Here is a 23,293-nt window from a genome sequence, read left to right on the forward strand (position 1 = left end):
CAAATTGCCCCAACTCCCGGTTTGCGCCGAGCCGCACTCGCCGCTGCGGGCGTTTCACTCGCTCGTATTGGGCGTTACGGGCCCGAATTCCTCGGGCGCGTTGGCGACGATCGACAGCATTGTCGTCCAGGCGGCAACGTTCTGGCGCAATTGTTCCGGGTCGATCTTGTCGAGCGTGTCCTCGGGCGTGTGGTGCCAGTCGAAATAGCGCTGACCCGATTGGGCGAGCGTCACCGCGGGAACGCCGGTCGCGAGCACCGGGCCGACATCGGTCCCGCCACCCGCGACATCCTTGCCGCGGACGATGCCAAGCGGCGCCAGGGCGGCCGCCAGCCGATCGCCGACCGCCTTGGCGCTGTCCGGCAGGTTGGTGTTGAACCGCCAGACATTGTCGGCGCCGAAATCGGATTCGCTCGCCATCGCGAATTTTTCGCCGGCATGCGCCTTGGCATAAGCCGCGCCACCGAACCCGCCGGGTTCCTCGGCGCCGAACCACACGACGCGGATGGTGCGGCGCGGGCGGGGACCGTCGAGCAGGCGCTTGGCCGCCGCGGCGGTGATCGCGATACCCGCGCCGTCGTCGATCGCGCCGGTGGCGAGATCCCAGCTGTCGAGATGGCCGCCGATCAGGATCGTGCCGGCCTTGGGGTCGCTACCCGGCACTTCGGCGACGACGTTGCCCGATTCAGCGTCGGGCAGCATCTGCGGGGTGAGGACCAGCTTCATCGTCACCTTGTCCGTGCGCGCGAAGATGCGTTCGAGCTGCTCGGCGTCGGCGACCGACAACGCCCCCGCCGGGATCGGCGTCACGCCGGGTGCCCAATTGGTCCCGCCAGTATGCGGCCAGCGGCCCTTGTCGCTGCCGATCGAGCGGATGACGGTTGCGACCGCGCCCTTCTTGGCGGCGATGTTCGGACCGATGAAGCGCGCGCCGCCATAAGCGCCATAGCCGCTGCCGTCCTGCGTCGCCTTCATCTGGTTGGAGATGAACGCGATCTTGCCCTTCAGGCTGCCGTCGGGCGCAGCGACCAGGTCGCCGAGCGTCGGGAAATAGACGACCGGTGCGGTAATGCCCTCCGGCGGAGTCGCACCTGATCGGCCGAGCGCCGCGACGACGAGCTTCTGCGGATAAGGGCCGACAATCTCGGCCGTCTCCGCGCCGCGCACCCAGACGGGCATCTTGTAGGTTTCGATATGGACGTTCTGGAACCCGAGCTTCTTCAGGCGGATCACGGCCCAGGCCCGCGCGCGCGCTTCGGCTTCGGTCGCCGCCAGCCGCGGACCGACCTCGGTCGTCAGATCCTCGACGATATCCCAGGCGACCTGATCCTTGAGCGCGGCGTCGCGCGCCATGGCGACGGCGGGATCGACCTTGGCGGGCTCGGGCGCCGCATTGCGTTGCGCGAGGCCGATCGAGGGGAAGGTAAGGGCAAGCGTGGCGACGGACAGCATCAGCGGGATGCGCATAGGTTCAGGTCTCCTGCGACGAACAGCGCCCATGACGCCGGACGGCGCTGGGAGGACCCGTTGCTTAGAGCCGATACGCTCCGCCGAGCAAGCCTAGCGGGGCTTTCCAATCGGCAACCCAATCGCTATCTGGCCGCTCTACTTTTCCGGCAATTTCAAAACACGGAGCAACGCGCCGCCATGGCCGCCCAATACGCATATGTCATGAAGGACATGACCAAGTCCTTCCCCGGCGCCCCGAAGCCGGTGCTGAGCAACATCAATCTGCAATTCTATCATGGCGCCAAGATCGGCATTGTCGGCCCCAACGGCGCCGGCAAGTCGACGCTGATGAAGATCATGGCCGGCATCGACCAGGACTTTTCGGGCGAGGCGTGGCCGGGCGAGAACATCACCGTCGGCTATCTCGCGCAGGAGCCCGAGCTCGACCCGAACAAGTCGGTACTCGAGAACGTCAAGGACGGCGCGCGCGCCACGGCCGACATGGTCGACCGCTTCAACGCGATCTCGGCCGAAATGGGCGATCCCAAGGACGACACCGATTTCGACGCGCTGATGGAAGAGATGGGCGATCTCCAGGGCAAGATCGACGCGGTCGACGGCTGGACGCTCGACAGCCAGCTCGAACTGGCGATGGAAGCCTTGCGCTGTCCGCCGTCGGACTCGCCGGTGACCAGCCTGTCGGGCGGTGAGAAGCGCCGCGTCGCACTGACCCGGCTGCTGATCCAGAAGCCGTCGATCCTGCTGCTCGACGAACCGACCAACCATCTCGATGCGGAAAGCGTCGAGTGGCTGGAAAACCACCTCAAGGAATATGCCGGCGCGGTGCTGATGATCACCCACGACCGCTATTTCCTCGACAATGTGGTCGGCTGGATCCTCGAGATCGATCGCGGCAAATACTTCCCCTACGAGGGCAATTATTCGACCTATCTCGAAAAGAAGTCGAAGCGGCTCTCACAGGAGGAGCGCGAGGAGTCCGGGCGCCAGAAGGCGATCAAGGACGAGCTGGAGTGGATCCGGCAGGGCGCCAAGGCGCGCCAGACCAAGTCCAAGGCGCGTATCGCCAAGTTCGAGCAACTGGTCGAAGCGCAGCAGAACCGCTCGCCCGGCAAGGCGCAGATCGTCATCCAGGTGCCCGAGCGGCTGGGCGGCAAAGTGATCGAGGTCGAGAATCTCTCGAAATCCTATGGCGACAAATTGCTGTTCGAGAACCTGTCGTTCACGCTGCCGGCCGGCGGCATCGTCGGTGTGATCGGGCCCAACGGCGCGGGCAAGTCGACCTTGTTCAAGCTCATCACCGGGGCGGAACAGCCCGACGCCGGCAAGATCGATATCGGCACTACCGTCCGCCTAGGCTATGTCGATCAGAGCCGCGATCACCTAGACGACAAGAAGAATGTCTGGGAGGAAATCTCCGACGGGCTCGATTCGATGAAGGTCAACGGCTTCGATCAGTCGACCCGGGCCTATGTCGGCGCGTTCAACTTCAAGGGCGCCGACCAGCAGAAGAATGTCGGCAAGCTGTCGGGTGGTGAGCGCAACCGCGTCAACATCGCCAAGATGCTCAAGCGTGGCGGCAACGTGCTGCTGCTCGACGAGCCGACCAACGACCTCGACGTCGAGACCTTGGGCGCGCTCGAGGAAGCGATCGAGAATTTCGCCGGCTGCGCCGTGGTCATCAGCCACGACCGCTTCTTCCTCGATCGCCTGGCGACGCATATCCTGGCATTCGAGGGCAACAGCCATGTCGAATGGTTCGAGGGCAATTTCGAATCGTATGAGGAAGACAAAAGACGTCGTCTTGGGGATGCTGCAGACCGTCCTACGGCATTGGCCTATAAAAAGCTCACGCGTTAGCTTGATGGAGGAGACTCATAGGTCTCCTCCTGAAGAATATTCCATCGATGACGCGCTGCGTGACTACTTTGCACCAGTAATCCGCGATGCCGGATTCAAGGGTTCGGGTCGTAACTTCTGGCGTACCACCGACGCATTTGCTCTTGTGGTGAACGTTCAAGGATCGATGAGCGGCGGGAGGTTTGCCGTAAATCTGGGTATCCAGCCGCTGCTTCTCCTCGAGGAAGATCCAAGGAAGCTAAGGGAATATCGCTGTGATTTCCGGCAACGTCTGTCGGAAAACGACTGCGATCAGTGGTGGGACTATTCGACATCGGCATCATCGACCCGCGGAGCTGCTAAGGCAGCTGCGACAGTCTTCTCCACGATCGGAGTCCATGCGTTCGAGCAACAGACAGGCCCCGATGCGCCGATCCTAAACATCTCGGCTGCCGAGTTTTCCGAGACAGAAGAACGCTTTTCGGGCTTTCGAAACAATCTTACCCGAACAGCCCGTGCACTCGCTCTTCTTAGAGAAAAGCAAGGGGACAGGCCGGAAGCGGTCAAGTTCGCCGAAATAGCGCGCAGAGAAGCCGGCCGTGCGATCGGGCTCGCCAAGGAAATGACGGATTTGATCGAACGTGCTCGCTAGGCCGTGAACCTCTTCGTGAACCCTTTCACCGGCTGGCCCGCTTCGACATAGGCTTCGACATGGTCGACCCGCGCCAATGGCGGGCCGGCGCGGCATGCCTCGACCAGCGAGGCGACCGCATCCTCCTCCCCGGACGCCAATATCTCGACCGTGCCGTCGTTGCGGTTGCGCACCCAGCCGGTGACCCCCAAGGACTGCGCCTTGCGGATGGTAAAATCCCTGAAGCCGACCTGGTGCACTTTACCCGACACCACGACCCGCTGCATTATCCCCATAAACTTACAACCCTTTTGACGCGACCGCGGGGTTGATCCCCACTAATCGCGCCGAGACTAGCACCGGGTGTACCGAACCGTAGCGGTTTGATCCGCAGCCCGGCGTATCAGCGGGGCGATCCGGCGACGACTGCCGCTAATTTGCGCCGAACCGAAAGAGGTAGCTAGGAACACAGGACGAAATCAGGAGGATATGTGCCGATCATCCCGGTCTTGCTGAGCTGGGCGGTGGCCATGGCCACGACCACGGAAAGCCTGCCGCCGATCGACGGTGCGCTGCTGCCGGTTGGTGACGCTTGCTACGCGGTCCCTGCGCCGGAGCAGGGTAAATCCGCGGGCAATGTCCTGCGCCGTGTCGAGCGCATTGACGACAAGCGGCTGGCGATCACGATCATCTCGCGCTTCAACGAAGGTCCGCTGCTGACCAGCCGGATCGACGTGGCATTCCCCAGCTTGCGGCCAATCCGTACGATCGAGGAGACCGACAGCAAGACCGACTTGTCGGTACGCTATCGCGACGGCGAAGCGCGCGCGACAGTCACCGGCGGGGACGGACGACGCCAAACGAGTGAAGTTCCACTGCCCGGGCCGATTTGGGATGAGGAAACGATCGAATTCGTCCTGGCCGCGCTGCCGCTGGCCGAGGGTGTGCATTTCGACCTGCCCGTGTTCCATTTCGGTCGCGGACCCGGCGTGACCAGGATCGATGTCCGGCGTTCCATTTTGGCAGGGGGATTCGGTCGCGGCCCGATACCCGCCTGGGAAATCGAAGCCAGCACGCGATCGGACATGACGATCACTTTCCTGGTCGCGAAAGCCGATCGTCGGCTCCTGGCGGTCGATGTGAGCGGCGTGCGCTCGGTCCTGGGCGGCGATTGTTCGGGGTTGATCCGGTGAGAAAGCCGGAACCACGCTTGACGCGCCAGCGGCGCTTTCATAGCTGACGCACCATGACTGTCCTTACCATTCTCGAAGTACCCGATCCCGGCCTGCGCGCCGTTGCCGCACCCGTCAGCGAGGTCGACGCTTCGATCCGCGCCACGCTCGCCGACATGTTCGAAACGATGTACGCCGCGCGCGGCATCGGTCTCGCCGCGACCCAGGTGGGGATCGAAAAGCGTCTGGTCGTCATCGACCTGCAGGAGCCCGAGGAGGAAGGCGGCGAGCCCGTGCGCAAGCCGGCCGCGTTCGTGAACCCCGAACTGCTCTGGGTCAGCGAGGAAATGGCGGTCTATAACGAAGGCTGCCTGTCGATCCCCGAGCAATATGCCGAGGTTGCACGTCCCGCACGATGCCGCGTGAAGTGGCTCGACGGCGACGGCAAGGCGCACGAGGAAGAGATGGACGGCCTGATGGCGACGTGCATCCAGCACGAGATCGACCATTTGAACGGCGTGCTGTTCACCGACCATATCTCACGGCTCAAGCGCGACATGATCATGAAGAAGCTGGCCAAGGCGCGGAAGGCGGCTTGATCACCGTCGAAGGCGGCTGTCATTGCGGCCATGTCCGTTTCGAGTTGCGGCTCGAACGCCCTGAGGTCGAACTGCTCGATTGTGATTGCTCGATTTGCCGGATGACCGGCTATCTCCATCTGATCGTGCCCGATGCTCGCTTCCGCCAGACTGAAGGGCGTGGCGACGTCGTGCTGTATCGCTTCGGCTCGGGCCGGGCGCGGCACCTGTTCTGTCAGCATTGCGGGATCAAGAGCTTCTACCGTCCCCGCTCGCACCCCGATGCGATCAGCGTCAATTGGCGGTGTCTGGATGAGGACCATGGCCTGACCGCGACGATCGTGCCGTTCGATGGGAAGTATCCGGCCTGACCGTCATGCCAGCGAAAGCTGGCATCTCAAGCCGCATCGGCTAGCCTAACGTTATGGCGAAGGGCGGCTGGACCTACATCATGGCGAGCAAGCCGAGAGGGATGCTCTACATTGGCGTAACGGCCTATTTGGCGGAACGCGTTGATCAGCATCGCCGGGACGTCGGATCGGCGTGCTGCCGGCGCTATGCCATCAAGATTTTGGTCTTGGCCGAACCGCATGATGAAATCGAATACGCAATCGCCCGCGAGAAGGCGCTGAAGGCGTGGAAACGGACTTGGAAAATCGAGTTGATCGAGAGCGTTAATCCGGAGTGGGAGGACTTGTTCGACCGGATCGCGTGATCGCCTGAGACCCCAGCTTTCGCTGGGGTGACGTAGTTGAGGCGGGATCGATTAAAACAACCCCTCTATTTCCCCAGCCGGCCCGATCCTGATGCCTTCCGCCGCCGGCACGCGCGGCAATCCCGGCATGGTCATGATCTCGCCGCAGATCGCGACGACGAACCCGGCGCCGGCGGCCAGCCGCACTTCGCGCACCGGGACGATATGGCCGACCGGCGCGCCCAGTTTCGCCGGGTCGGTGGAGAAGCTGTACTGCGTCTTCGCCATGCAGACGGGAAGGTGCCCGTAACCCGCATCCTCCCAGCGTTTCAGCTGCGCCAGCACGCTCGGCTCGGCGGTGGCGTGCTCGGCGCGATAGAGGCGCGTCGCGACAGTGTTGATCTTGTCGAATAGCGGCATCGTATCGTCGTACAGCGGCGCGAATTGCGCGCCACCGCCATCGGCCAGCGCGGCGACGTGATGCGCCAGCGCCTCGGTGCCCGCGCTGCCGTCGGCCCAATGCGTGCAGACGATGGCGTCGCAACCGTTGGCAGCCGCGATCTCGCGCACGACGCGCATTTCATCCTCGGTATCGCTGTCGAAGCGGTTGATCGCGACGACCACAGGGACACCGAATTGACGGACATTCTCCAGGTGCCGCGCGAGATTGACCCCGCCAAGCCTCACAGCATCGGGGTCGGGGGTGCCGAGATCTGCCTTGGCGACCCCGCCATTCATCTTGAGCGCCCGGATCGTCGCGACGACCACCGCTGCGGAGGGTTTGAGGTCCGCCTGGCGGCATTTGATGTCGAAGAACTTCTCGGCGCCCAGATCGGCGCCGAACCCGGCTTCGGTCACGACATAATCGGCCAGGCCAAGCGCGGTGTTGGTCGCGATCACCGAATTGCAGCCATGTGCGATATTGGCGAAGGGGCCGCCATGGATCAGCGCCGGATTGCCCTCCAGCGTCTGGACCAGATTGGGCTTGATCGCCTCGGCGAGCAGCACCGCCATGGCGCCGTCCGCCTTGAGATCGCGCGCGGTGACCGGCTGGCGATCGCGCGTATAGGCGACGACGATCCGGCCGAGCCGTACTTCCAAATCCTCCAGGTCCTCCGCCAGGCACAGGATCGCCATCACTTCGCTGGCGACCGTGATGTCGAACCCGCTCTCGCGCGGGAAACCGTTGGCGACGCCGCCCAGCGATTGCGCGATGTCGCGCAACGCGCGGTCGTTCATGTCGAGCACGCGCCGCCAGACGATCCGGCGCACGTCGATATCGAGCGCATTGCCCCAATGCACATGGTTGTCGATCATCGCCGCGAGCAGATTGTGCGCGCTGGTGATGGCGTGGAAATCGCCGGTAAAATGAAGGTTGATGTCCTCCATCGGCACCACTTGGGCATAGCCGCCGCCGGTCGCGCCACCCTTGGTCCCGAAACACGGCCCCAGGCTCGGCTCGCGCAACGCCAGCATCGTCTTCTTGCCGATCCGGTTGAGCGCGTCGGCGAGCCCGACCGAGGTGGTCGACTTGCCCTCACCGGCAGGCGTCGGACTGATCGCGGTGACCAGGATCAATTTGCCGAGGTCGCGCGGGACGGGGAGGTGCTCGCGGATCAGTTTGGCCTTGTATTTGCCATAGGGTTCGACCGCGTCGACCGGGATGCCTGCTTTGTCGGCGATCTGCTGGATGGGATGAAGGGTCGCGGCCCGCGAAATCTCGATATCGGAGAGCATGATGGCTTCTTAGCCGCCCCGCACGCCCGTCGTCACCCCGCGTCCGTAATGAAATTGGGACTGTCCTAGCTGGGCTGTTCGATCTATGTTCCTGCGATGATCGAGTGTCGCGGGTGAATTGTGGTTGAATTGGTGATTGCCGCGCTGGGTGCGCTCGTCGTCGGGTTGGTGATCGGCTGGCTGGTGGCGTCACGCCGTGGCGTGGCCGAACTGGCGGCCGCCAAGGTGCATGCCGATCAGCATGACATGACGCGCCAGCAGTTGCTCGCCGTGACGGCCGAGCGCGACACGACGATGCGCGCGCTCGACGCGCATCAGGCGGCCTCGCGCGAGCGTGAGCTGGCGTTCGAGGCGCGGCTGGTCGAAATCGTCGCTGCCAAAGAAGCGCTGGCGGCGCAATTCGCCGAGGTCGGGCAGCGGCTGTTCGACGACGCCCAGACCAAATTCCTTCAGCGCGCCGACGAGCGGTTCAAGGAATCGGAAGCGACCAGCGGCCAACATCTCCGCGCCTTGCTCCAGCCTGTCCACGAACGCCTGCAGCGCTACGAAGAAGGCGTGGCCAAGGTTGAGGCCGATCGCCGCGATGCGTTCGGTACGCTTCACGGCCAGATCGAAGCAATGCGCGTCGGGCAGGAATCGGTACGCTCGGAAGCGTCCAAGCTGGTCAATGCGCTGCGTAACGCGCCCAAGGCGCGCGGGCGCTGGGGCGAGCAGCAATTGCGCAACGTGCTCGAGACGTGCGGGTTGAGCGAGCATGCCGATTTCCAGGCGGAAGTCAGCGTCGACGATGGCGAGGGCGGGCGGCTCAGGCCCGACGTCATCATTCGCGTGCCGGGCGGCAACGCACTGGTGATCGACGCCAAGGTGTCGCTCAACGATTATCAGGACGCGTTCGGCGCGATCGATGACACTGAACGCGCCGCCGGGCTGGTGCGCCACGCGGCGTCGATGCGGGCGCACGTCCAGGCGCTCGGCGCCAAGGCCTATTGGACGCAATTCGACGACGCGCCCGATTACGTGATTATGTTCGTGCCGGGGGAGCATTTCCTGTCCGCGGCGCTCGAGCAGGACCCGACCCTGTGGGATTTCGCGTTCGACCGCCGCGTCCTGCTAGCGACGCCGACCAACCTCATCGCGATCGCGCGCACCGTCGCCGCGGTCTGGCGGCAGGAGAAATTGGCCGGGGAGGCGCGGCAGATCGCCGAGCTGGGTAAGGAACTCTATGCCCGCCTGTCGGTGATGGGCAGCCATGTAGCGCGGTTGGGACGCAATATCGGGCTCGCCAACGATGCCTATAATGCGTTCGTCGGCAGCCTCGAGACGCAAGTGCTGACCCAAGCCAAGCGGTTCGAGGATTTCAATATCGACACCGGCGGGCGGGCAATCGAGTCGCCGCCGATGGTCGAGCAATCGCCGCGCCCGCTGGTGAAGCTTGCGTCGGTCGGTGAGATAGGGGATCGTTCGTCGGAGGGATGATCCTCGTGCCTGTTGGGGAGCGGGTCGATGACGAAAATGGTCGGATTGCTGATTGCCGCGATGCTGACGGCGGTGCCAATGGCCGCCGCGGGGCAGGATAAAGACCGTGACTCCGCCGCCGAGGCGACAATCAGCCAGGCTTTCTCCGCGATCCAGGCCGGTGATCCGGCGCGAGCCTTGGCCACGGTCGAGCCGGTCGTCGCGTCATTCGACAAGGAATTTTCGGGCGAGAAGCGCCATATCTTCTGTTCGCAGACAGCCGAACAGGACGGCTATTATCTGACCACCGCCGATGGCGGGGCGGACAATGTTCGACTCGTGACGGTGGTGTGGTGCGAGGCGTTATATGTCAAAGCGTTCGCGTTGGTCGATCTCGAGCGGCTCGACGATGCCCAATCGGCGTTCGAGAGATTGGTGACTTTTGCTCCGAAACACGCTCGGTATCTCAATGAGTTAGGCTATGTTCTTCTGAAGAAGAAAGAATGGCAGCACTCGATCGACACTTATAGAAACGCCGAAGCTGCGGCGACTTTCACTCCCAAGCGGCGCGATTACGAGCGGTGCGTGTCGTTCCGCGGAATCGGTTACGACCTCGTCGAACTCGGGCGGCTCGACGACGCCGAAGCCGCCTATCGCAAATGCCTGGCGATCACCCCGGATGAGCCAAAGTCGCTGCGCGAGATCGAGTATATCAAGGAGCAGCGCAAGAAAACGACGTGATGCCGTTCGCCTGACTGCGTCTCCGGCGATATGAACGGGGGCTCGGGTGATCGCTACAGTCCGAGGCCGTTCAGTCGATACGGGTCAGCGTGGCGTTGCCTTTGGCGCTCGACAAAGTGAGCGTTCGGTCGCGCAGCGCGACGCGCGCTGGGCCGGCGATGATCGACAGGAACTTGCCTTCGACCTCCATGCCCGGCCCCGGACACGCCATCTTGGTCGAGATCACCCGGCTTGCGCTCAGACTGCCACGATCGATGCGATAGGCGCCGCCAAAGCTGTTGCAGCCGGCGTTCCCGGTGATGCGGTCGCCCTCGAAGCGTATCTCGGTCGCACGGGCGGTGCGGACCGGGCGTCCGTCGATGCTGGCAATCGTCCAGTGCGATCCGTCGAGCGCGGCGGCGTCCAGCACGGGATCGCCGCCACAGCCCTTGACGCTGCGCCGGCCGGTCGTGACGGTGACACGATCGGGAAATTTGCGGTCGCTCATCCCGTCGCTGCACGGCGCGCGGGTAATATCGACGACGATCCGCCGCGTGACATAGCGCCGTCCATTGAAACTGGGCCGCGCCGTGGGCGCCTTGACCCGAATCCGCGTCTTTCCATAATCGCCGGCATAATTGATCCAGCCGCGTTCGATGGTCAGCGTCCAGCCGGGTTCGGTGCCGACCGCGCGATAGGTCTCGGTCCTGGCCGAGGCGGGCAAAGCGAGGAACAGCGCGGGGAGGGCGAGGGTCGCGGCGAGCTTCATGGCATCTCTCCTTTGGCCAGGCTCATAGCCTAGTCCGGCTGAACCGGCCATGTCGGCCATATTCAGCAGCGATGCTGGGCGAGCACTTCATACGCCATTACCGCGGTCGCCACCGCGGCGTTCAGGCTGTCGGCCTTGCCCAGCATCGGTAATTTGACCAGCAAGTCGCATTCCGCCTCATAGGCGTCAGGCAGGCCTTGCGCCTCGTTGCCGGTGAGCAGGAAGGTCGGCGCCTGATACGCCGCACCGCGATAATCGTGGTCGGTCTGCAGACTGAGCCCGACGAGTTGCCCCTGTCCGGAGCGCAACCAGGGCAGAAACTCGTCCCAGCGCGCCTGCGCGATCGGCACCGTGAATAGCGCGCCCATGCTTGCGCGTACCGCTTCGACCGAAAAGGGATCGACGCAATCGTCGACCAGGATCAGCCCGCCGGCGCCGACCGCATCGCCGGTGCGCAGGATCGTGCCGAGATTGCCGGGATCGCGCAGCCGCTCGGCGACCAGCCAGATCGGCGAGGTCGAACGGTCGAGCGCGTCGAGTGGCGTGGTGAATTCGGGAAAGACGCCGACTACCGCCTGCGGATTGTCCTTGCCCGACAATTTGGAGAGGATGTCGTGACTGGTCTCGATCGCTTCGCCACCCGCGCTTTCCACGGCGCCGACCAGCGCCAGGACCAGCGGATGTCTCGCGCTGTCGGCCGCGAAGAACAGATATTCCGGCAGGCGTCCCGCTTCGCGCGCCTCGGTCAGGATGCGCAGTCCCTCGGCGAGAAACAGACCCTCCGCCTTGCGATGCTTCTTGTCGCGCAAGCTGCGGACGCGCTTGACCAGGGTGTTGGAGAAAGCGGTGATCTCGCGGGGCATGATGGGTTCCTAGCGAACCCATCACCCCAGCGGAAGCTGTGGCGGTCACCGCAGCGGGAGCTCTAACCGTCACCCCAGCGTAGGCTGGGGGCTCACGCAGTATTTTCCCCTCATGAGATGCCAGCTTTCGCGGCCATGACGGATTGGGGAGGGAGTCAGTCTTCGCCGAACTTGGCCTCGACCAACTCGCACAGCGCGCCAACCGCGGTCTCCGCGCCGTCGCCATCGGCGCTGATCGTGATCGTGTCGCCCATCGCCGCGCCCAGCATCATCAGGCCCATGATCGAGGTGCCGGTGACCGCCGGGCCGTCCTTGACCACCTGGATCTCGACCGACTGGGTCGAGGCGAGAGTGACGAACTTGGCCGATGCCCGCGCATGCAGGCCGCGCTTGTTGATGATCTGCACTGTGCGGCTGATCGCCGGCATCAGGCAGCGGCCTCGCCGAGCGCCTCGGATGCCACTGCGATATATTTCCTGCCCGCCTCACGCGCGGCGATCACCGCGTCCACCACCTTCATCGACTTGCGCGCCGACGCTAGGCGAATCAGCATCGGCAGGTTGATTCCCGCGATCACTTCGACTCGCCCGCGCTCGAGCAGCGAGATTGCGAGGTTCGACGGCGTGCCGCCAAACAGGTCGGTCAGCACGATCACGCCCTTGCCGTCATCGACCTTGCCGATCGCCGTGGCGATATCGGCGCGGCGCGCTTCCATATCGTCGTCAGGGCCGATCGCGATCGACTCCACGCGCTCCTGCGGACCCACGACATGTTCCATTGCGGTCACGAACTCGGACGCGAGCCGTCCGTGCGTCACCAAAACCAGACCGATCATGCGTTTGCTTACTATCCCAAACCCGTCCGCGGCGCACCCTCCAAGGAGTCCTGCGGTGCCGCCCCCAGATCTCGATGCGTGACCGTGGGCGAAAACCCGGCGTCGCGCAACCGCTTCGCGATCTGTTCCGTGACATGGACCGAGCGGTGACGCCCGCCGGTGCAGCCGAAGGCTATGGTAACATAGGCTTTTCCCTCGGCCCGGTAGCGCGGCAGGAGGAGCAGGAGCAGGTCCTGGATCTGCTTCATGGCGTCATCATAGGCCGGATCCGCGGCGACATACGCCGCCACATCGGCGTCGAGTCCCGTTCCGGGGCGCAATTTCTCGTCCCAATGCGGGTTGCGCAGGAATCGCATGTCGAACACCAAATCGGCGTTGCGCGGGACACCGCGGGCATAGCCAAACGACATCACCGACAAAGTCGGTTCGCCCAGACCGTCGCCGCCGAACGTCGCGCGCACCTGTTGCGCGAGCTCGTTCGACGACAGATCGGTCGTGTCGATCAAGCGGTTGGCCCAGCGCCGCAGCGGGGCGAGCAATTCGCGTTCGCGTGCGATGCCGTCGCTCGCCGGGCGGTCGAGCGCGAGCGGATGGCGCCGCCGGGTCTCGGCATAACGCCGCTCGAGCTCGGCGCCGCTGCAATCGAGGAACAACGTACCGATGTCATAACCATGCTCGGCGCGCAGCGTCTTGATGCGTTTGACGATGCTCTCGGGATCGAAGTCGCGCGTCCGTGCGCCGATTCCGACCGCCAACGGCGAATCGCTCTCGGTGCTCTCCGACAAGGGCGTGCTCAGCAGCCGGTCGAGCAACCGCAGCGGCAGATTGTCGACGGTTTCCCAGCCGAGATCCTCGAGCGTCTTGAGCACGGTCGACTTGCCTGCGCCGGACAATCCGGTGACCAGCAGGATCTCCTTGGCGCGAGTCACGCCTTCGTGCCGACCAGGTGCCGCAACGCCAGTTCGACCTTGATCGGCGCCGAGGCCGTACGCGAATCGACCGCGATCTCGCGAATGTCGAGCCCGGCGATGCGGCGGACGTCATCCGCCAGCGGCAACCGCTCGGGCGCATCGGTCAGGCGAATGAGCAGGGCTACCGGGATCTTCTCAACATATGCCGTCTCGAGGAGGCCCAGCCCGCGCACCTCGATCTTGCCGGCGATCGTGTCGGGCGGCGACGCGATCAGTTCGCCGCCGGCGCGCTGAAGCAAAGTGTAATCGTCGCTGATCAGCGTAGCGCCGCGGTCGATCAGGCGCAGCGCGAGGTCGGACTTGCCGGCCCCCGATTCGCCTTCGATCAATACCGCGCGCCCGTCGATGGCGACGCTGGAGACATGTAGGGTTTCAAATGAGAGCCCGGTCGCGATGGCTGCCTCCCTAGCCTGGAGCGAGCGGCAGCCGGACGACGAATCTGGCCCCACTCAGACGGTCTTCACGCGATTCGACCGCGATGGTGCCCTGATGCCCCTCGACGATCGTCCGCGCAATGGCGAGCCCTAGCCCGGAATGCTTGCCGAATTCCTCATTTTCCGGGCGGATAGATTGAAAACGCCGGAACACCGCTTCACGCGCCTCTTCGGGGACGCCCGGGCCTTCGTCCTCGACCCGGATCACCAAATCGTCGTCGGCAAGGGTCGCGGCAACCGTGATCAGGCCATTGTCGGGGGAGAAGGACACGGCATTGTCGAACAGATTCTCGAACACCCGTTCCAGCCGGGCGCCTTCGCCCATCACCAATGCGCCGCCGCGCACGCGATTGTCGAACCGGATGCGCACACTGCGTTCGATCCCGCGCGTGGTGCGTTGCTCGATCAGCGCGGCGAGCATCGCCAGCACGTCGACGGCATCGAACTTGGCGCGGCTGAGCTGGGCGTCGAGCCGCGATGCCTCTGAGATATCGGTGATCAGCCGATCCAGCCGGTGCACATCGTCGCGCACGACCGCCAGCAACCGTTCCTGCAGCGCAGGATCCTTGACGTGCGCCAGCCCGTCGACCGCCGATCTGAGCGAGGCGAGGGGGTTTTTCATTTCGTGCGTGACGTCGGCGGCGAACGCCTCGGTGGCGTCGATCCGTGCCCGCAGCGCCTGACTCATGTCGCTCAGCGCGCGGGCCAGGCTGCCGATCTCGTCACGGCGCGAGGGCAGCCGCGGGACGACGACCTCGCGCGCGCGCCCCAGCCGGACCCGGACCGCGGCGCGCGACAACCGGCGCAGCGGCCGCACGATCGTCCGCGCCAGGAACAGCGACAGGAAGATCGACACCAGGCTGACGATCGCCAGCACGACCCCCAGCCGGAAACGTTCGAGCCGTACCGTCTGGGTCACGTCGCGGGCGTTGACCGTCGTCATCACGACCTCGCCGTCGCCCAAGCCCGCCGCTGCGGTGATGACAGGGGTACGATCGGGCGCGCGCCAAACCGTTGCCGGCGCGACTTGAGCGGTGCGGGCGGTGCGCACGTCGGGCCACTCACTGCCGGCCTTGCGCTCGCGATAGAGCGGCGCGCGCGGCGCGTTGACCACGGTGTCGATGATCGCATCCAAGAATCGCGCCGCTTGCAGACCCCAACCTTCCTTGTTCGGGTCGATCAGCACGAAATTGCGCAGACCCATCGCGCGCGTGTCGGCGATCGGGGTGCCGTCGGCGGCGAACAGCCGGATGCGTGTGTCGGTATCGCGGGCGAGGCGCAGCGCCAGGTCGTTGCGGTGATCGGCCGGCGTCGACACCATCGCCGCCGCGATCAGCCGCGCCTCGCGACTCGCCTGGGCGGTGCGGTTGTCGAGAATCCGCGTCCGGTACGAATCGAGGTAGAAGAACCCGCCCGCAAGCAGCGCCAGCGCGAAGATATTGAGCGCGAGAATGCGCGCGGTGAGCGAAATCCGACCCGACCATTTGAGCGTCAGGTCACGGCCTTCACCCTCCGCCTCACTCCTCCGAGAAGCGGTAGCCGGCGCCATAGAGCGTTTCGATCGCATCGAATTCGGCATCGACCTCGCGGAACTTGCGCCGGACGCGCTTGATATGGCTGTCGATCGTGCGGTCGTCGACATAGATGTCGTCCTGATACGCCGCATCCATCAACTGATTGCGCGTCTTGACCACCCCGGGCCGTTGCGCAAGCGCCTCGAGGATCAGGAATTCGGTCACGGTCAACGTCACGTTGTCGCCGGCCCAAGTCACACGATGCCGTGCCGGGTCCATCTGCAGGCGGCCGCGGTCGATCGCGGTTTCGGCGGGCGGCTCGTCGCCGCCGGCGCTGGCATGGCTCAATTCGGTACGACGCAGGATCGCGCGGATGCGGGCGATCAACAGGCGTTGGCTGAACGGCTTGGCGATATAATCGTCCGCGCCCATGGCGAGCCCCAGCGCCTCGTCGAGCTCGTCATCCTTGCTGGTCAGGAAAATGACCGGGATCTGATTCTTCTCGCGAAGCCGCCGCAGCAGCTCCAGCCCGTCCATCCGCGGCATCTTCACGTCGAAGATCGCCAGGTCGGGCGGATTGTCGACCAGCGCCTTCAACGCGGTTTCGCCGTCCGAATAGACCCGGGTCAGAAACCCTTCGGCCTGCAGCGCGATCGACACCGAGGTCAGGATGTTGCGATCGTCATCGACGAGCGCGATAGTGGCCGTCATCGTCCGGACAGATCCCAAAGCATAGCGCGGCTTGCCTAGGCGAAACCTTTGCGCCGGTAAACCATTCGCCCATTTGACGGACGCATGGAGCGGTTCTATGCGCCCGGGATAACGAGGATGCATACGTATGCGGGATCAACCCGCAGCGTGCGATATTCGGAGGAAAAATGATCGATCGAGTCCCTACGCAGGGGCTGGACGCGCAGGGCATTGCTACTGCCGCCAAGCTTTATTGGAATCTGGAAACGGCCGCGCTCGTCGAGCATGCGATCGCCCGCGGCGAAGGTCATCTCGCCGCCGACGGACCGTTGGTGGTCGCCACCGGGCGCCACACCGGGCGCTCGGCGCAGGACAAGTTCATTGTTCGCGATGCCGAGACCGAGTCGACGGTCTGGTGGGGCAAGACCAACAAGGCGATGAGCCCGGAAGGGTTCGCGGCACTGAAGGCGGACTTCCTTGCGGCGCTGGGCGAGCAGGACACGCTGTTCGTGCAGGATCTGTTCGGCGGCTCGCAGCCCGCGAACCGGGTCAATGTTCGCGTGATCACCCAGCTCGCCTGGCACAGTTTGTTCATCCGCACGATGCTGGTCCGCCCGGCGGCGCATGAACTGGCGGGGTTCGAGGCAGAGTATACCATCATCGACCTGCCGAGCTTCCGCGCCGATCCCGAGCGTCATGGCTGCCGTAGCGAGACGGTGATCGCGGTCAATTTCAGCGAGAAGCTGATCTTGATCGGTGGCACGCAATATGCCGGCGAGATGAAGAAGTCGGTGTTCGGGCTGTTGAACTATTTGCTGCCGGTCAAGGGCATCATGCCGATGCATTGCTCGGCCAATATCGGGCCTGAAGGCGGATCGGCGGTGTTCTTCGGCCTGTCGGGCACTGGCAAGACGACTTTATCCGCGGACGCCAGCCGCACGCTGATCGGCGATGACGAGCATGGCTGGTCGGACGATGCGGTGTTCAATTTCGAAGGCGGTTGCTACGCCAAGATGATCCGCCTGTCGGCCGAGGCCGAGCCGGAAATCTACGCGACCACCAAGCGCTTCGGCACCGTGCTCGAGAATGTCGTGATGGATCCGGAGACGCGAATTCTCGACCTCGATGACAACAGCCTCGCGGAGAATTCACGTGGCGCGTATCCGATCGACTTCATCCCCAACGCCTCCGCTGCCAACATGGGACCGGTGCCGCGCAATATCGTGATGCTGACCGCCGACGCGTTCGGCGTGTTGCCGCCGATCGCCAAGCTCACGCCCGACCAGGCGATGTACCACTTCCTGTCGGGCTATACCGCCAAGGTCGCGGGCACCGAGATCGGCGTGACCGAGCCCGAAGCGACCTTCTCGACCTGCTTCGGCGCACCCTTCATGCCGCGGCATCCGTCGGTCTACGGCAATCTGCTCAAGGAACGGATCGCCAAGGGGGGCGTCGATTGCTGGCTGGTCAATACTGGCTGGACCGGCGGCAAATATGGTGTTGGCAAGCGGATGCCGATCAAGGCGACGCGCGCGCTGCTCAACGCGGCGCTCGACGGCAGCCTGAACGACGCCGAGTTCCGCACCGATCCCAATTTCGGCTTCCAGGTGCCGGTCGCGGTGCCGGGCGTCGACAGCGCGATCCTCGATCCGCGCGAGACCTGGGCGAACAAGGCTGAATACGACGCGATGGCCGCAAAGCTGGTCGATCTGTTCGTCGAGAATTTCGCGCAATTCGCGGACCATGTCGACGAAGGGGTGCGACAATCCGCGCCCCGGACCCCTGCCACCGCTGAATAGGGCTCGGCATTAGGTCGGGCCTCTCCGAAGGAAGCCCGACCGATGACCGACCATGAGATCCGCTTCTTCGCCGATGATGCCGCCGTCCGCCATGTGGGGGAGGGGCTACTAGCGCGTACCTTGCCCAAGGCGGAGTGGACGCATGAGGCGCACCTTGCCGCGTGCCTGTGGCTGCTGACCGAGCGGCCCGATATCGATGTCGAACGCGACCTGCCGGCGATCATTTCCGGCTATAACGAGGCAGTCGGCGGGGTGAATGACGCCACACAGGGCTATCACCACACGATCACGCTGACCTATATCGTGGCGATACGTCGCTTCCTCGGGTCAGTTCGCAGCGACTTGCCATTGGTGGAAAAGGTCAATGCGTTGCTTGCGGCGCCCGAGGGGCGGCGTGACTGGGCCCTCACGCTTTATTCGCGCGACCGCTTGTTCTCGATACAGGCCCGGCTCGGCTATTTGCGTCCCGATCTGGCTTCCTGACCGCACCGCAACCGCGTATCTGACGGGAAGCTGGAGTCGTTTCGTCTCCGGTCCAGTGAAAGGAAGTTCTATGTCGTTGCTCGATGGCATTCTCTCGCAGGTAAGTTCGAACGCCGACGTCCAGAACCTCGCCGCCAAGGTCGGGATCACGCCCGAGCAGGCCGAGAGCGCGATCATGGCGCTGGCCCAATCGCACACCGCGCCCGGCGATACCGTGGAAGGTGCGGCCGCATCGACCGGCCTGGGCTCTGACGTGCTGAGCCAGATCGTCGGCCATATCGGTGGCGAAGGCTCGCTCGGTCAGTTCGCGACCTTGATCAACAGCGGCGAGAATTCGGGTATCCTGGGTCAGCTCGGCGGTTTCGCCTCAAGCCTGTTCGGCGGCGGCAACAAGGCCTGAGGGAAAGAGCTCAGGCGAGCTCGACCGATAAGACGCTCCCGGTGGCACCCGTGATCCGCACGAGTGCCCCGGCGGGCGCATCCGGTCCCGTGGCGCTCCAGGCGCCGTCACCCACCTTTACTCGACCTTCGCCGGCGACGATCGCCTCGCATACCTCGACGGTCTTGCCGATCAGTTTGGCGGTGCGGTCGTTCAATCCGTGCGAAGGGCTGGCCAAGCGGTCGCGATGATACCATCGCCGGCCGATCGCGACGGCAGCCGCGCTGAACGCTGCGAACAATAAAGCCTGCACGATCCAGCCCAGTCCCGGGATCACCAGCACGACGAACCCGGTCAGCGCCGCACCGGCGGCGATGAAGATCATGAAGAATCCCGGCGCGATCAATTCCGCGATCGCCAGTGCCAGTGCGGCGGCGAGCCACAAGGCGCCCAAGCTCCACTCCAATCCGAACAGCGTCATGATGATATTCCTATCGTGTCCGCGGTGCCGAAGGGTTGCTCGGTGAGCCCGCAGGGGTGCCCAGCGCATCGCGCGCCAGTTCGCCGATGCCGCCCAACGTGCCCATCAATTGCGTCGCCTCGACCGGGAACAGGATCGTCTTGGCATTGGGCGAGGTCGCGAACAGCCCGATTGCCTCGACATATTTCTGCGCGATGAAATAGTTGATCGCCTGGGTGCTGCCGCCTTCGATAGCGTCGGACACCATCTTGGTCGCGGTGGCTTCGGCCTGGGCGGAGCGTTCGCGCGCCTCGGCGTCGCGGAACGCCGCTTCCTTGCGACCCTCGGCCTCCAGGATTTGCGCCTGCTTCTGACCCTCGGCGCGGTTGATTTCGTTCTGACGGGCAGCTTCGGACTCGAGGATCGTCGCGCGCTTTTCGCGCTCGGCCTTCATCTGGCGAGTCATTGCGTTGACGATGTCGGCAGGCGGACGAATGTCCTTCAACTCCACGCGCGTGATCTTGACGCCCCAGGCCTCGGTCGCGTGATCGACCACCGAGAGTAGCCGCGCGTTGATCTCGTCGCGCTTGGACAGCAATTCGTCGAGGTCCATCGAGCCCATCACGGTGCGCAGATTGGTCGTCGCCAGCTGCATGATCGCGACATAGAGGTCGCTGACCTCATAGGCTGCCTTCGCCGCGTCGAGCACCTGGAAGAACACCACGCCGTCGACGGCGACCATGGCATTGTCCTTGGTGATGATCTCCTGGCCCGGAATATCGAGCACCTGCTCCATCATGTTCACGCGGCGGCCGATCCGGTCGAACATCGGCGTGATGAAGGTCAGGCCGGGTTGCGCCACATAAGTGAACTTGCCGAAGCGCTCGACGGTATATTGATAGCCCTGGCGCACGACCTTGATCGCGCTGAGTATGTAGATCAGTACGACGACCGCGACCAGCAATCCGATAATGGCACCCATCAGCGCTCCCCCAAAAGCCCCTTCGGCCAACGCCGAACTCGTTGCGATAGTAGCAGATCGTGGGCGCCAATATAGCGAAATGCGACGTGCGCGCTCGGCCCCTAGCTAATCCGGCGGCCCGCGTTTACATGGACCGCCAACCCTCGATTCGAGAGATTGGCACTCCCCATGAATATCCGCCTCGGCCTGACCTTTGACGACGTATTGCTCGTACCAGGGGAGTCCGACGTCTTGCCGAGCGGGGCTGACACCAGCACGCGCCTGACCCGTGGCATCGCATTGTCGATCCCGATCCTGTCCTCTGCGATGGACACGGTGACCGAAGCGGACATGGCGATCGTCATGGCGCAATTGGGCGGGATCGGCGTGCTCCACCGTAATTTGTCGGTCGAGGAACAGGTCGCCGCGGTTCGCGCGGTCAAGCGCTATGAAAGCGGCATGGTGGTCAACCCGATCACCATCGCCCCCAACGCCACCCTTGCGGAGGCGCAAGCATTGATGGCGCATCACCGCATCAGCGGCATTCCGGTGACCGAGACCGATGGCAAATTAGTCGGTATCCTGACCAATCGCGACGTGCGCTTCGCCGGCAATCCGAAGCAGCCGGTGTCCGAATTGATGACCAAGGACAATCTGGCGACCGCTTCGATCGGCGTCCGCCACGAAGAGGCTCGACACCTGCTCCACCAGCGCCGGATCGAAAAGCTGCTGGTGGTCGACGACGATTACAAATGCGTCGGGCTGATCACCGTCAAGGATATCGAGAAGGCGGTCACCTACCCCGATGCGACCAAGGACGAAGCGGGCCGGCTGCGCGTCGCTGCCGCGACCACGGTCGGGGATAAGGGGTTCGAGCGCACCGCAGCTTTGGTCGATGCCGAGCTCGATCTGGTGGTGATCGATACCGCCCATGGCCACAACAAGGACGTCGCCCGCGCGGTCGAGCGCGTGAAGAAATTGTCGAACTCGGTGCAGGTCATCGCGGGCAATGTCGCGACAGGCGAAGCGACGCGCGCGCTGATCGATGCCGGCGCCGACGGGATCAAGGTCGGGATCGGCCCGGGATCGATCTGCACGACGCGCGTGGTCGCCGGCGTGGGCGTGCCGCAGCTGACCGCGGTGATGGATTGCGCCGAAGAAGCGGCCAAGGCGGGCGTTCCGGTCATCGCCGATGGCGGCATCCGCACCTCGGGCGATATGGCCAAGGCGCTGGCGGCGGGCGCGTCGACCTGCATGATCGGGTCGTTGCTCGCCGGTACCGAAGAGGCTCCGGGCGACACCTTCCTGTACCAAGGTCGCGCATACAAATCGTATCGCGGCATGGGCTCGGTCGGCGCGATGGGCAGGGGATCGGCCGACCGCTATTTCCAGGGCGATATCAAGGATCAGATGAAGCTGGTGCCCGAAGGCATCGAGGGCCAGGTCGCGTTCAAGGGGCCGGCGCGCGACGTCATTCATCAGCTGGTCGGCGGCATTCGCGCGGCGATGGGCTATACCGGATCGCAGACGATCGCCGAACTCCAGAAGCGCGCGCAATTCGTCCAGATCACCGGCGCGGGCTTGCAGGAAAGCCATGTCCACGACGTGACGATCACGCGCGAGGCGCCGAATTACCCGACACGATGACGCCGGGTGCACGCCTGGCGGCGGCGATCGAGTTGCTCGATGCCGTCATCGCTGCTGCGCGCGAAGGCGGCGCGGCTGCGGACACGCTGATCGCTCGCTATTTCGCGACGCGGCGCTATGCCGGATCGAAGGACCGCCGCGCGGTGCGCGAGCTGGTCTATGAAGCCATTCGCCGTTTCGGCGAGCCGCCCGCATCGGGACGCGCCGCGATGGTCGCGCTCGCCGATATCGACCCGGCAGTCGCGGCGCTGTTCGATGGCTCGGCGCATGCCCCGCCGGCGATCGATCCCGACGAACCGCGCTCGGTCGAAGCGCGCGTGCCGGGCTGGCTGGGCCGGCGATTGGCGGAATCGGGGCTGGATCAAGCCGACATCGACAGTCTGATCGATCGAGCGCCGCTCGACCTCCGCGTCAATCGGCTGCGGACCACGCCCGCCGAACTGGCCGACCAGTTCGCCGAGGCAACTTTGGTCGACGGCGCGCCCGATGCGATGAGGCTCCCGACCGGAACCATGGTCGACCAGGTGCCGGCCTGGCAGGCAGGGCTGATCGAAATCCAGGATGTCGGCAGCCAGTTGGTCGCCGCGGCAGCGCGCGCGGAACCAGATATGCGAGTGATCGACCTGTGCGCCGGGGCGGGCGGCAAGGCACTGACGCTGGCCGCGGCGATGGACAATCATGGGGTGGTGCTCGCGACCGATGTCGATCGCACTCGATTGTCGCGCCTTGCGCCCCGCGCCGAGCGTGCGGGCGCGACGATCATCGAGACGCGGTTGCTTGACGGCGATCGCGAGGCCGCCGCGCTGGAGGATTGGACCGATCGCGCCGATGTCGTGCTGATCGATGCGCCCTGTTCGGGTACCGGCACGTGGCGACGCAACCCGGAGGCGCGCTGGCGGTTAAGTCCGCCACGGATCGCCCGCCTCGCGGCGACGCAGTCCCGCCTGCTCGATCTTGGCGCCACGCTCGTCCGTCCGGGTGGCGCACTGGTCTATATCGTCTGCTCGCTGCTCGACGCGGAAGGGGCAGGGCAGGTCGACCGCTTCCTCGCTGATCACCCCAGCTGGACCGCCGAAGAGCCGATCGAACAGGGGCGCCCGCGCGGCGCCGGTAAACGGCTGACCCCCGCGCACGATGCGACTGACGGCTTTTTTGTCGCGCGGCTGATCCGGCCATGCTAGCCGGTGGCATTGTG

The 23,293-nt window shown here is 64.6% G+C and carries 26 protein-coding genes; 13 read left to right on the top strand and 13 right to left on the bottom strand.

From position 1 onward, the window contains the following. Positions 1 to 54 precede the first annotated feature (54 nt). Entirely contained in the window at positions 55 to 1,467 is a 1,413-nt protein-coding gene (locus tag AC1DRD_RS07145; RefSeq protein ID WP_478040857.1) for a M20/M25/M40 family metallo-hydrolase, read from the bottom strand. A 180-nt stretch (positions 1,468 to 1,647) separates the two neighbouring features. Between AC1DRD_RS07145 and ettA the strand changes: the two genes are divergently transcribed. Continuing rightward, positions 1,648 to 3,327 carry an energy-dependent translational throttle protein EttA gene (gene ettA / locus AC1DRD_RS07150; protein ID WP_478030053.1) on the top strand — a complete coding sequence of 560 codons (1,680 nt, stop codon included), beginning with the start codon at positions 1,648 to 1,650 and terminating at the stop codon, positions 3,325 to 3,327. Between the two features lie 4 nt (positions 3,328 to 3,331). Beyond that, positions 3,332 to 3,958: a DUF4304 domain-containing protein gene (locus tag AC1DRD_RS07155; protein WP_478040858.1), complete on the top strand. Its 627-nt coding sequence runs from the start codon at positions 3,332 to 3,334 to the stop codon at positions 3,956 to 3,958. Here the strand turns inward: AC1DRD_RS07155 and AC1DRD_RS07160 are convergent. Next, positions 3,955 to 4,233 carry an acylphosphatase gene (locus AC1DRD_RS07160; RefSeq protein WP_245656946.1) on the bottom strand — a complete coding sequence of 93 codons (279 nt, stop codon included), beginning with the start codon at positions 4,231 to 4,233 and terminating at the stop codon, positions 3,955 to 3,957. The two genes, AC1DRD_RS07155 and AC1DRD_RS07160, sit on opposite strands and share 4 nt — an antisense overlap. Positions 4,234 to 4,467: 234 nt before the next feature. On the opposite strand from AC1DRD_RS07160, the gene AC1DRD_RS07165 reads away from it, so the two are divergent. The 4 genes from AC1DRD_RS07165 to AC1DRD_RS07180 are packed head-to-tail and all read left to right on the top strand — an operon-like array spanning position 4,468 to position 6,402. Next, the gene (locus AC1DRD_RS07165) at positions 4,468 to 5,130 is read left to right on the top strand and encodes a DUF3108 domain-containing protein (RefSeq protein ID WP_478040859.1); all 663 of its coding nucleotides are present in this window, start codon (positions 4,468 to 4,470) and stop codon (positions 5,128 to 5,130) included. A gap of 53 nt (positions 5,131 to 5,183) precedes the next feature. Further along, the gene (gene def / locus AC1DRD_RS07170) at positions 5,184 to 5,708 is read left to right on the top strand and encodes a peptide deformylase (RefSeq protein WP_478040860.1); all 525 of its coding nucleotides are present in this window, start codon (positions 5,184 to 5,186) and stop codon (positions 5,706 to 5,708) included. Next, positions 5,705 to 6,058 carry a GFA family protein gene (locus AC1DRD_RS07175; RefSeq protein WP_478040861.1) on the top strand — a complete coding sequence of 118 codons (354 nt, stop codon included), beginning with the start codon at positions 5,705 to 5,707 and terminating at the stop codon, positions 6,056 to 6,058. Before def ends, AC1DRD_RS07175 begins: the two co-directional genes overlap by 4 nt. 53 nt (positions 6,059 to 6,111) lie before the next feature. Beyond that, on the top strand, positions 6,112 to 6,402 hold the full coding sequence (locus AC1DRD_RS07180; protein WP_478040862.1) for a GIY-YIG nuclease family protein: 291 nt from the start codon (positions 6,112 to 6,114) through the stop codon (positions 6,400 to 6,402). Positions 6,403 to 6,453: 51 nt separating this feature from the next. Here the strand turns inward: AC1DRD_RS07180 and AC1DRD_RS07185 are convergent, their stop codons facing one another. Then, entirely contained in the window at positions 6,454 to 8,118 is a 1,665-nt protein-coding gene (locus AC1DRD_RS07185; RefSeq protein WP_478040863.1) for a formate--tetrahydrofolate ligase, read from the bottom strand. 120 nt (positions 8,119 to 8,238) lie between these two features. On the opposite strand from AC1DRD_RS07185, the gene AC1DRD_RS07190 reads away from it, so the two are divergent. Continuing rightward, on the top strand, positions 8,239 to 9,594 hold the full coding sequence (locus AC1DRD_RS07190; protein WP_478040864.1) for a DNA recombination protein RmuC: 1,356 nt from the start codon (positions 8,239 to 8,241) through the stop codon (positions 9,592 to 9,594). Between the two features lie 27 nt (positions 9,595 to 9,621). Continuing rightward, positions 9,622 to 10,314 (top strand): tetratricopeptide repeat protein, encoded by a 693-nt coding sequence (locus tag AC1DRD_RS07195; protein WP_478030060.1) that lies wholly within the window; start codon positions 9,622 to 9,624, stop codon positions 10,312 to 10,314. 70 nt (positions 10,315 to 10,384) lie between these two features. Here the strand turns inward: AC1DRD_RS07195 and AC1DRD_RS07200 are convergent, their stop codons facing one another. The 8 genes from AC1DRD_RS07200 to AC1DRD_RS07235 all read right to left on the bottom strand — a co-directional run bounded on the left by AC1DRD_RS07200 (position 10,385) and on the right by AC1DRD_RS07235 (position 16,390). Then, entirely contained in the window at positions 10,385 to 11,062 is a 678-nt protein-coding gene (locus tag AC1DRD_RS07200; RefSeq protein ID WP_478030061.1) for an META domain-containing protein, read from the bottom strand. 62 nt (positions 11,063 to 11,124) lie between these two features. Beyond that, positions 11,125 to 11,925, bottom strand: a complete 801-nt coding sequence (locus tag AC1DRD_RS07205; protein WP_478040865.1) for a TrmH family RNA methyltransferase — start codon at positions 11,923 to 11,925, stop codon at positions 11,125 to 11,127. A 155-nt stretch (positions 11,926 to 12,080) separates the two neighbouring features. After that, complete coding sequence (locus AC1DRD_RS07210; RefSeq protein WP_478030063.1) at positions 12,081 to 12,353, bottom strand: HPr family phosphocarrier protein; 273 nt, start codon at positions 12,351 to 12,353, stop codon at positions 12,081 to 12,083. After that, on the bottom strand, positions 12,353 to 12,760 hold the full coding sequence (locus tag AC1DRD_RS07215; RefSeq protein WP_066583126.1) for a PTS sugar transporter subunit IIA: 408 nt from the start codon (positions 12,758 to 12,760) through the stop codon (positions 12,353 to 12,355). Before AC1DRD_RS07215 ends, AC1DRD_RS07210 begins: the two co-directional genes overlap by 1 nt. 11 nt (positions 12,761 to 12,771) lie before the next feature. Continuing rightward, a complete protein-coding gene (rapZ, locus tag AC1DRD_RS07220; protein ID WP_478040866.1) occupies positions 12,772 to 13,689 on the bottom strand; it encodes an RNase adapter RapZ in 918 nt (305 codons plus the stop codon). Further along, positions 13,686 to 14,126, bottom strand: a complete 441-nt coding sequence (locus tag AC1DRD_RS07225) for an HPr kinase/phosphorylase (protein ID WP_478041206.1) — start codon at positions 14,124 to 14,126, stop codon at positions 13,686 to 13,688. The genes rapZ and AC1DRD_RS07225 overlap by 4 nt, the downstream gene beginning before the upstream one ends. 10 nt (positions 14,127 to 14,136) lie before the next feature. Further along, positions 14,137 to 15,714, bottom strand: coding sequence for a sensor histidine kinase (locus AC1DRD_RS07230; RefSeq protein WP_478030065.1), 1,578 nt, complete (start codon positions 15,712 to 15,714; stop codon positions 14,137 to 14,139). Then, positions 15,683 to 16,390 carry a response regulator transcription factor gene (locus AC1DRD_RS07235; RefSeq protein WP_478030066.1) on the bottom strand — a complete coding sequence of 236 codons (708 nt, stop codon included), beginning with the start codon at positions 16,388 to 16,390 and terminating at the stop codon, positions 15,683 to 15,685. The genes AC1DRD_RS07230 and AC1DRD_RS07235 overlap by 32 nt, the downstream gene beginning before the upstream one ends. A gap of 167 nt (positions 16,391 to 16,557) precedes the next feature. On the opposite strand from AC1DRD_RS07235, the gene AC1DRD_RS07240 reads away from it, so the two are divergent. From AC1DRD_RS07240 to AC1DRD_RS07250, 3 genes are all read left to right on the top strand, one after another. Next, complete coding sequence (locus AC1DRD_RS07240) at positions 16,558 to 18,168, top strand: phosphoenolpyruvate carboxykinase (protein WP_478040867.1); 1,611 nt, start codon at positions 16,558 to 16,560, stop codon at positions 18,166 to 18,168. Between the two features lie 42 nt (positions 18,169 to 18,210). Further along, positions 18,211 to 18,651: a hypothetical protein gene (locus tag AC1DRD_RS07245; protein ID WP_478040868.1), complete on the top strand. Its 441-nt coding sequence runs from the start codon at positions 18,211 to 18,213 to the stop codon at positions 18,649 to 18,651. A gap of 70 nt (positions 18,652 to 18,721) precedes the next feature. Beyond that, positions 18,722 to 19,051 (top strand): hypothetical protein, encoded by a 330-nt coding sequence (locus tag AC1DRD_RS07250; RefSeq protein WP_478030069.1) that lies wholly within the window; start codon positions 18,722 to 18,724, stop codon positions 19,049 to 19,051. 10 nt (positions 19,052 to 19,061) lie between these two features. On the opposite strand, the gene AC1DRD_RS07255 is transcribed toward AC1DRD_RS07250, so the two are convergent. Next, positions 19,062 to 19,511, bottom strand: a complete 450-nt coding sequence (locus AC1DRD_RS07255) for an NfeD family protein (RefSeq protein ID WP_478040869.1) — start codon at positions 19,509 to 19,511, stop codon at positions 19,062 to 19,064. A gap of 10 nt (positions 19,512 to 19,521) precedes the next feature. Next, positions 19,522 to 20,472, bottom strand: coding sequence for an SPFH domain-containing protein (locus tag AC1DRD_RS07260; protein ID WP_478040870.1), 951 nt, complete (start codon positions 20,470 to 20,472; stop codon positions 19,522 to 19,524). Positions 20,473 to 20,640: 168 nt separating this feature from the next. Here AC1DRD_RS07260 and guaB point away from each other — a divergent pair, with 168 nt between their 5' ends. Both guaB and AC1DRD_RS07270 read left to right on the top strand, forming a co-directional pair. After that, positions 20,641 to 22,098, top strand: coding sequence for an IMP dehydrogenase (guaB, locus tag AC1DRD_RS07265; RefSeq protein WP_478030071.1), 1,458 nt, complete (start codon positions 20,641 to 20,643; stop codon positions 22,096 to 22,098). Further along, positions 22,095 to 23,279 (top strand): RsmB/NOP family class I SAM-dependent RNA methyltransferase, encoded by a 1,185-nt coding sequence (locus AC1DRD_RS07270; protein ID WP_478040871.1) that lies wholly within the window; start codon positions 22,095 to 22,097, stop codon positions 23,277 to 23,279. Before guaB ends, AC1DRD_RS07270 begins: the two co-directional genes overlap by 4 nt. The last annotated feature ends 14 nt before the right edge of the window (positions 23,280 to 23,293 follow it).

The sequence above is a fragment of the Sphingomonas sp. P4_G2 genome (assembly GCF_056401155.1).

Coding starts and splice junctions, on each gene's coding strand:
- AC1DRD_RS07215 (WP_066583126.1), bottom strand. CDS start 12,760: ATGATCGGTCTGGTTTTGGTGACGCACGGACGGCTCGCGTCCGAGTTC.
- AC1DRD_RS07270 (WP_478040871.1), top strand. CDS start 22,095: ATGACGCCGGGTGCACGCCTGGCGGCGGCGATCGAGTTGCTCGATGCC.
- AC1DRD_RS07205 (WP_478040865.1), bottom strand. CDS start 11,925: ATGCCCCGCGAGATCACCGCTTTCTCCAACACCCTGGTCAAGCGCGTC.
- AC1DRD_RS07145 (WP_478040857.1), bottom strand. CDS start 1,467: ATGCGCATCCCGCTGATGCTGTCCGTCGCCACGCTTGCCCTTACCTTC.
- AC1DRD_RS07185 (WP_478040863.1), bottom strand. CDS start 8,118: ATGCTCTCCGATATCGAGATTTCGCGGGCCGCGACCCTTCATCCCATC.
- guaB (WP_478030071.1), top strand. CDS start 20,641: ATGAATATCCGCCTCGGCCTGACCTTTGACGACGTATTGCTCGTACCA.
- AC1DRD_RS07180 (WP_478040862.1), top strand. CDS start 6,112: ATGGCGAAGGGCGGCTGGACCTACATCATGGCGAGCAAGCCGAGAGGG.
- AC1DRD_RS07200 (WP_478030061.1), bottom strand. CDS start 11,062: ATGAAGCTCGCCGCGACCCTCGCCCTCCCCGCGCTGTTCCTCGCTTTG.
- AC1DRD_RS07255 (WP_478040869.1), bottom strand. CDS start 19,511: ATGACGCTGTTCGGATTGGAGTGGAGCTTGGGCGCCTTGTGGCTCGCC.
- AC1DRD_RS07195 (WP_478030060.1), top strand. CDS start 9,622: ATGACGAAAATGGTCGGATTGCTGATTGCCGCGATGCTGACGGCGGTG.
- AC1DRD_RS07160 (WP_245656946.1), bottom strand. CDS start 4,233: ATGGGGATAATGCAGCGGGTCGTGGTGTCGGGTAAAGTGCACCAGGTC.
- AC1DRD_RS07250 (WP_478030069.1), top strand. CDS start 18,722: ATGTCGTTGCTCGATGGCATTCTCTCGCAGGTAAGTTCGAACGCCGAC.
- AC1DRD_RS07245 (WP_478040868.1), top strand. CDS start 18,211: ATGACCGACCATGAGATCCGCTTCTTCGCCGATGATGCCGCCGTCCGC.
- AC1DRD_RS07165 (WP_478040859.1), top strand. CDS start 4,468: ATGGCCACGACCACGGAAAGCCTGCCGCCGATCGACGGTGCGCTGCTG.
- AC1DRD_RS07155 (WP_478040858.1), top strand. CDS start 3,332: ATGGAGGAGACTCATAGGTCTCCTCCTGAAGAATATTCCATCGATGAC.
- AC1DRD_RS07230 (WP_478030065.1), bottom strand. CDS start 15,714: ATGGCGCCGGCTACCGCTTCTCGGAGGAGTGAGGCGGAGGGTGAAGGC.
- AC1DRD_RS07260 (WP_478040870.1), bottom strand. CDS start 20,472: ATGGGTGCCATTATCGGATTGCTGGTCGCGGTCGTCGTACTGATCTAC.
- AC1DRD_RS07240 (WP_478040867.1), top strand. CDS start 16,558: ATGATCGATCGAGTCCCTACGCAGGGGCTGGACGCGCAGGGCATTGCT.
- AC1DRD_RS07210 (WP_478030063.1), bottom strand. CDS start 12,353: ATGCCGGCGATCAGCCGCACAGTGCAGATCATCAACAAGCGCGGCCTG.
- AC1DRD_RS07235 (WP_478030066.1), bottom strand. CDS start 16,390: ATGACGGCCACTATCGCGCTCGTCGATGACGATCGCAACATCCTGACC.
- ettA (WP_478030053.1), top strand. CDS start 1,648: ATGGCCGCCCAATACGCATATGTCATGAAGGACATGACCAAGTCCTTC.
- def (WP_478040860.1), top strand. CDS start 5,184: ATGACTGTCCTTACCATTCTCGAAGTACCCGATCCCGGCCTGCGCGCC.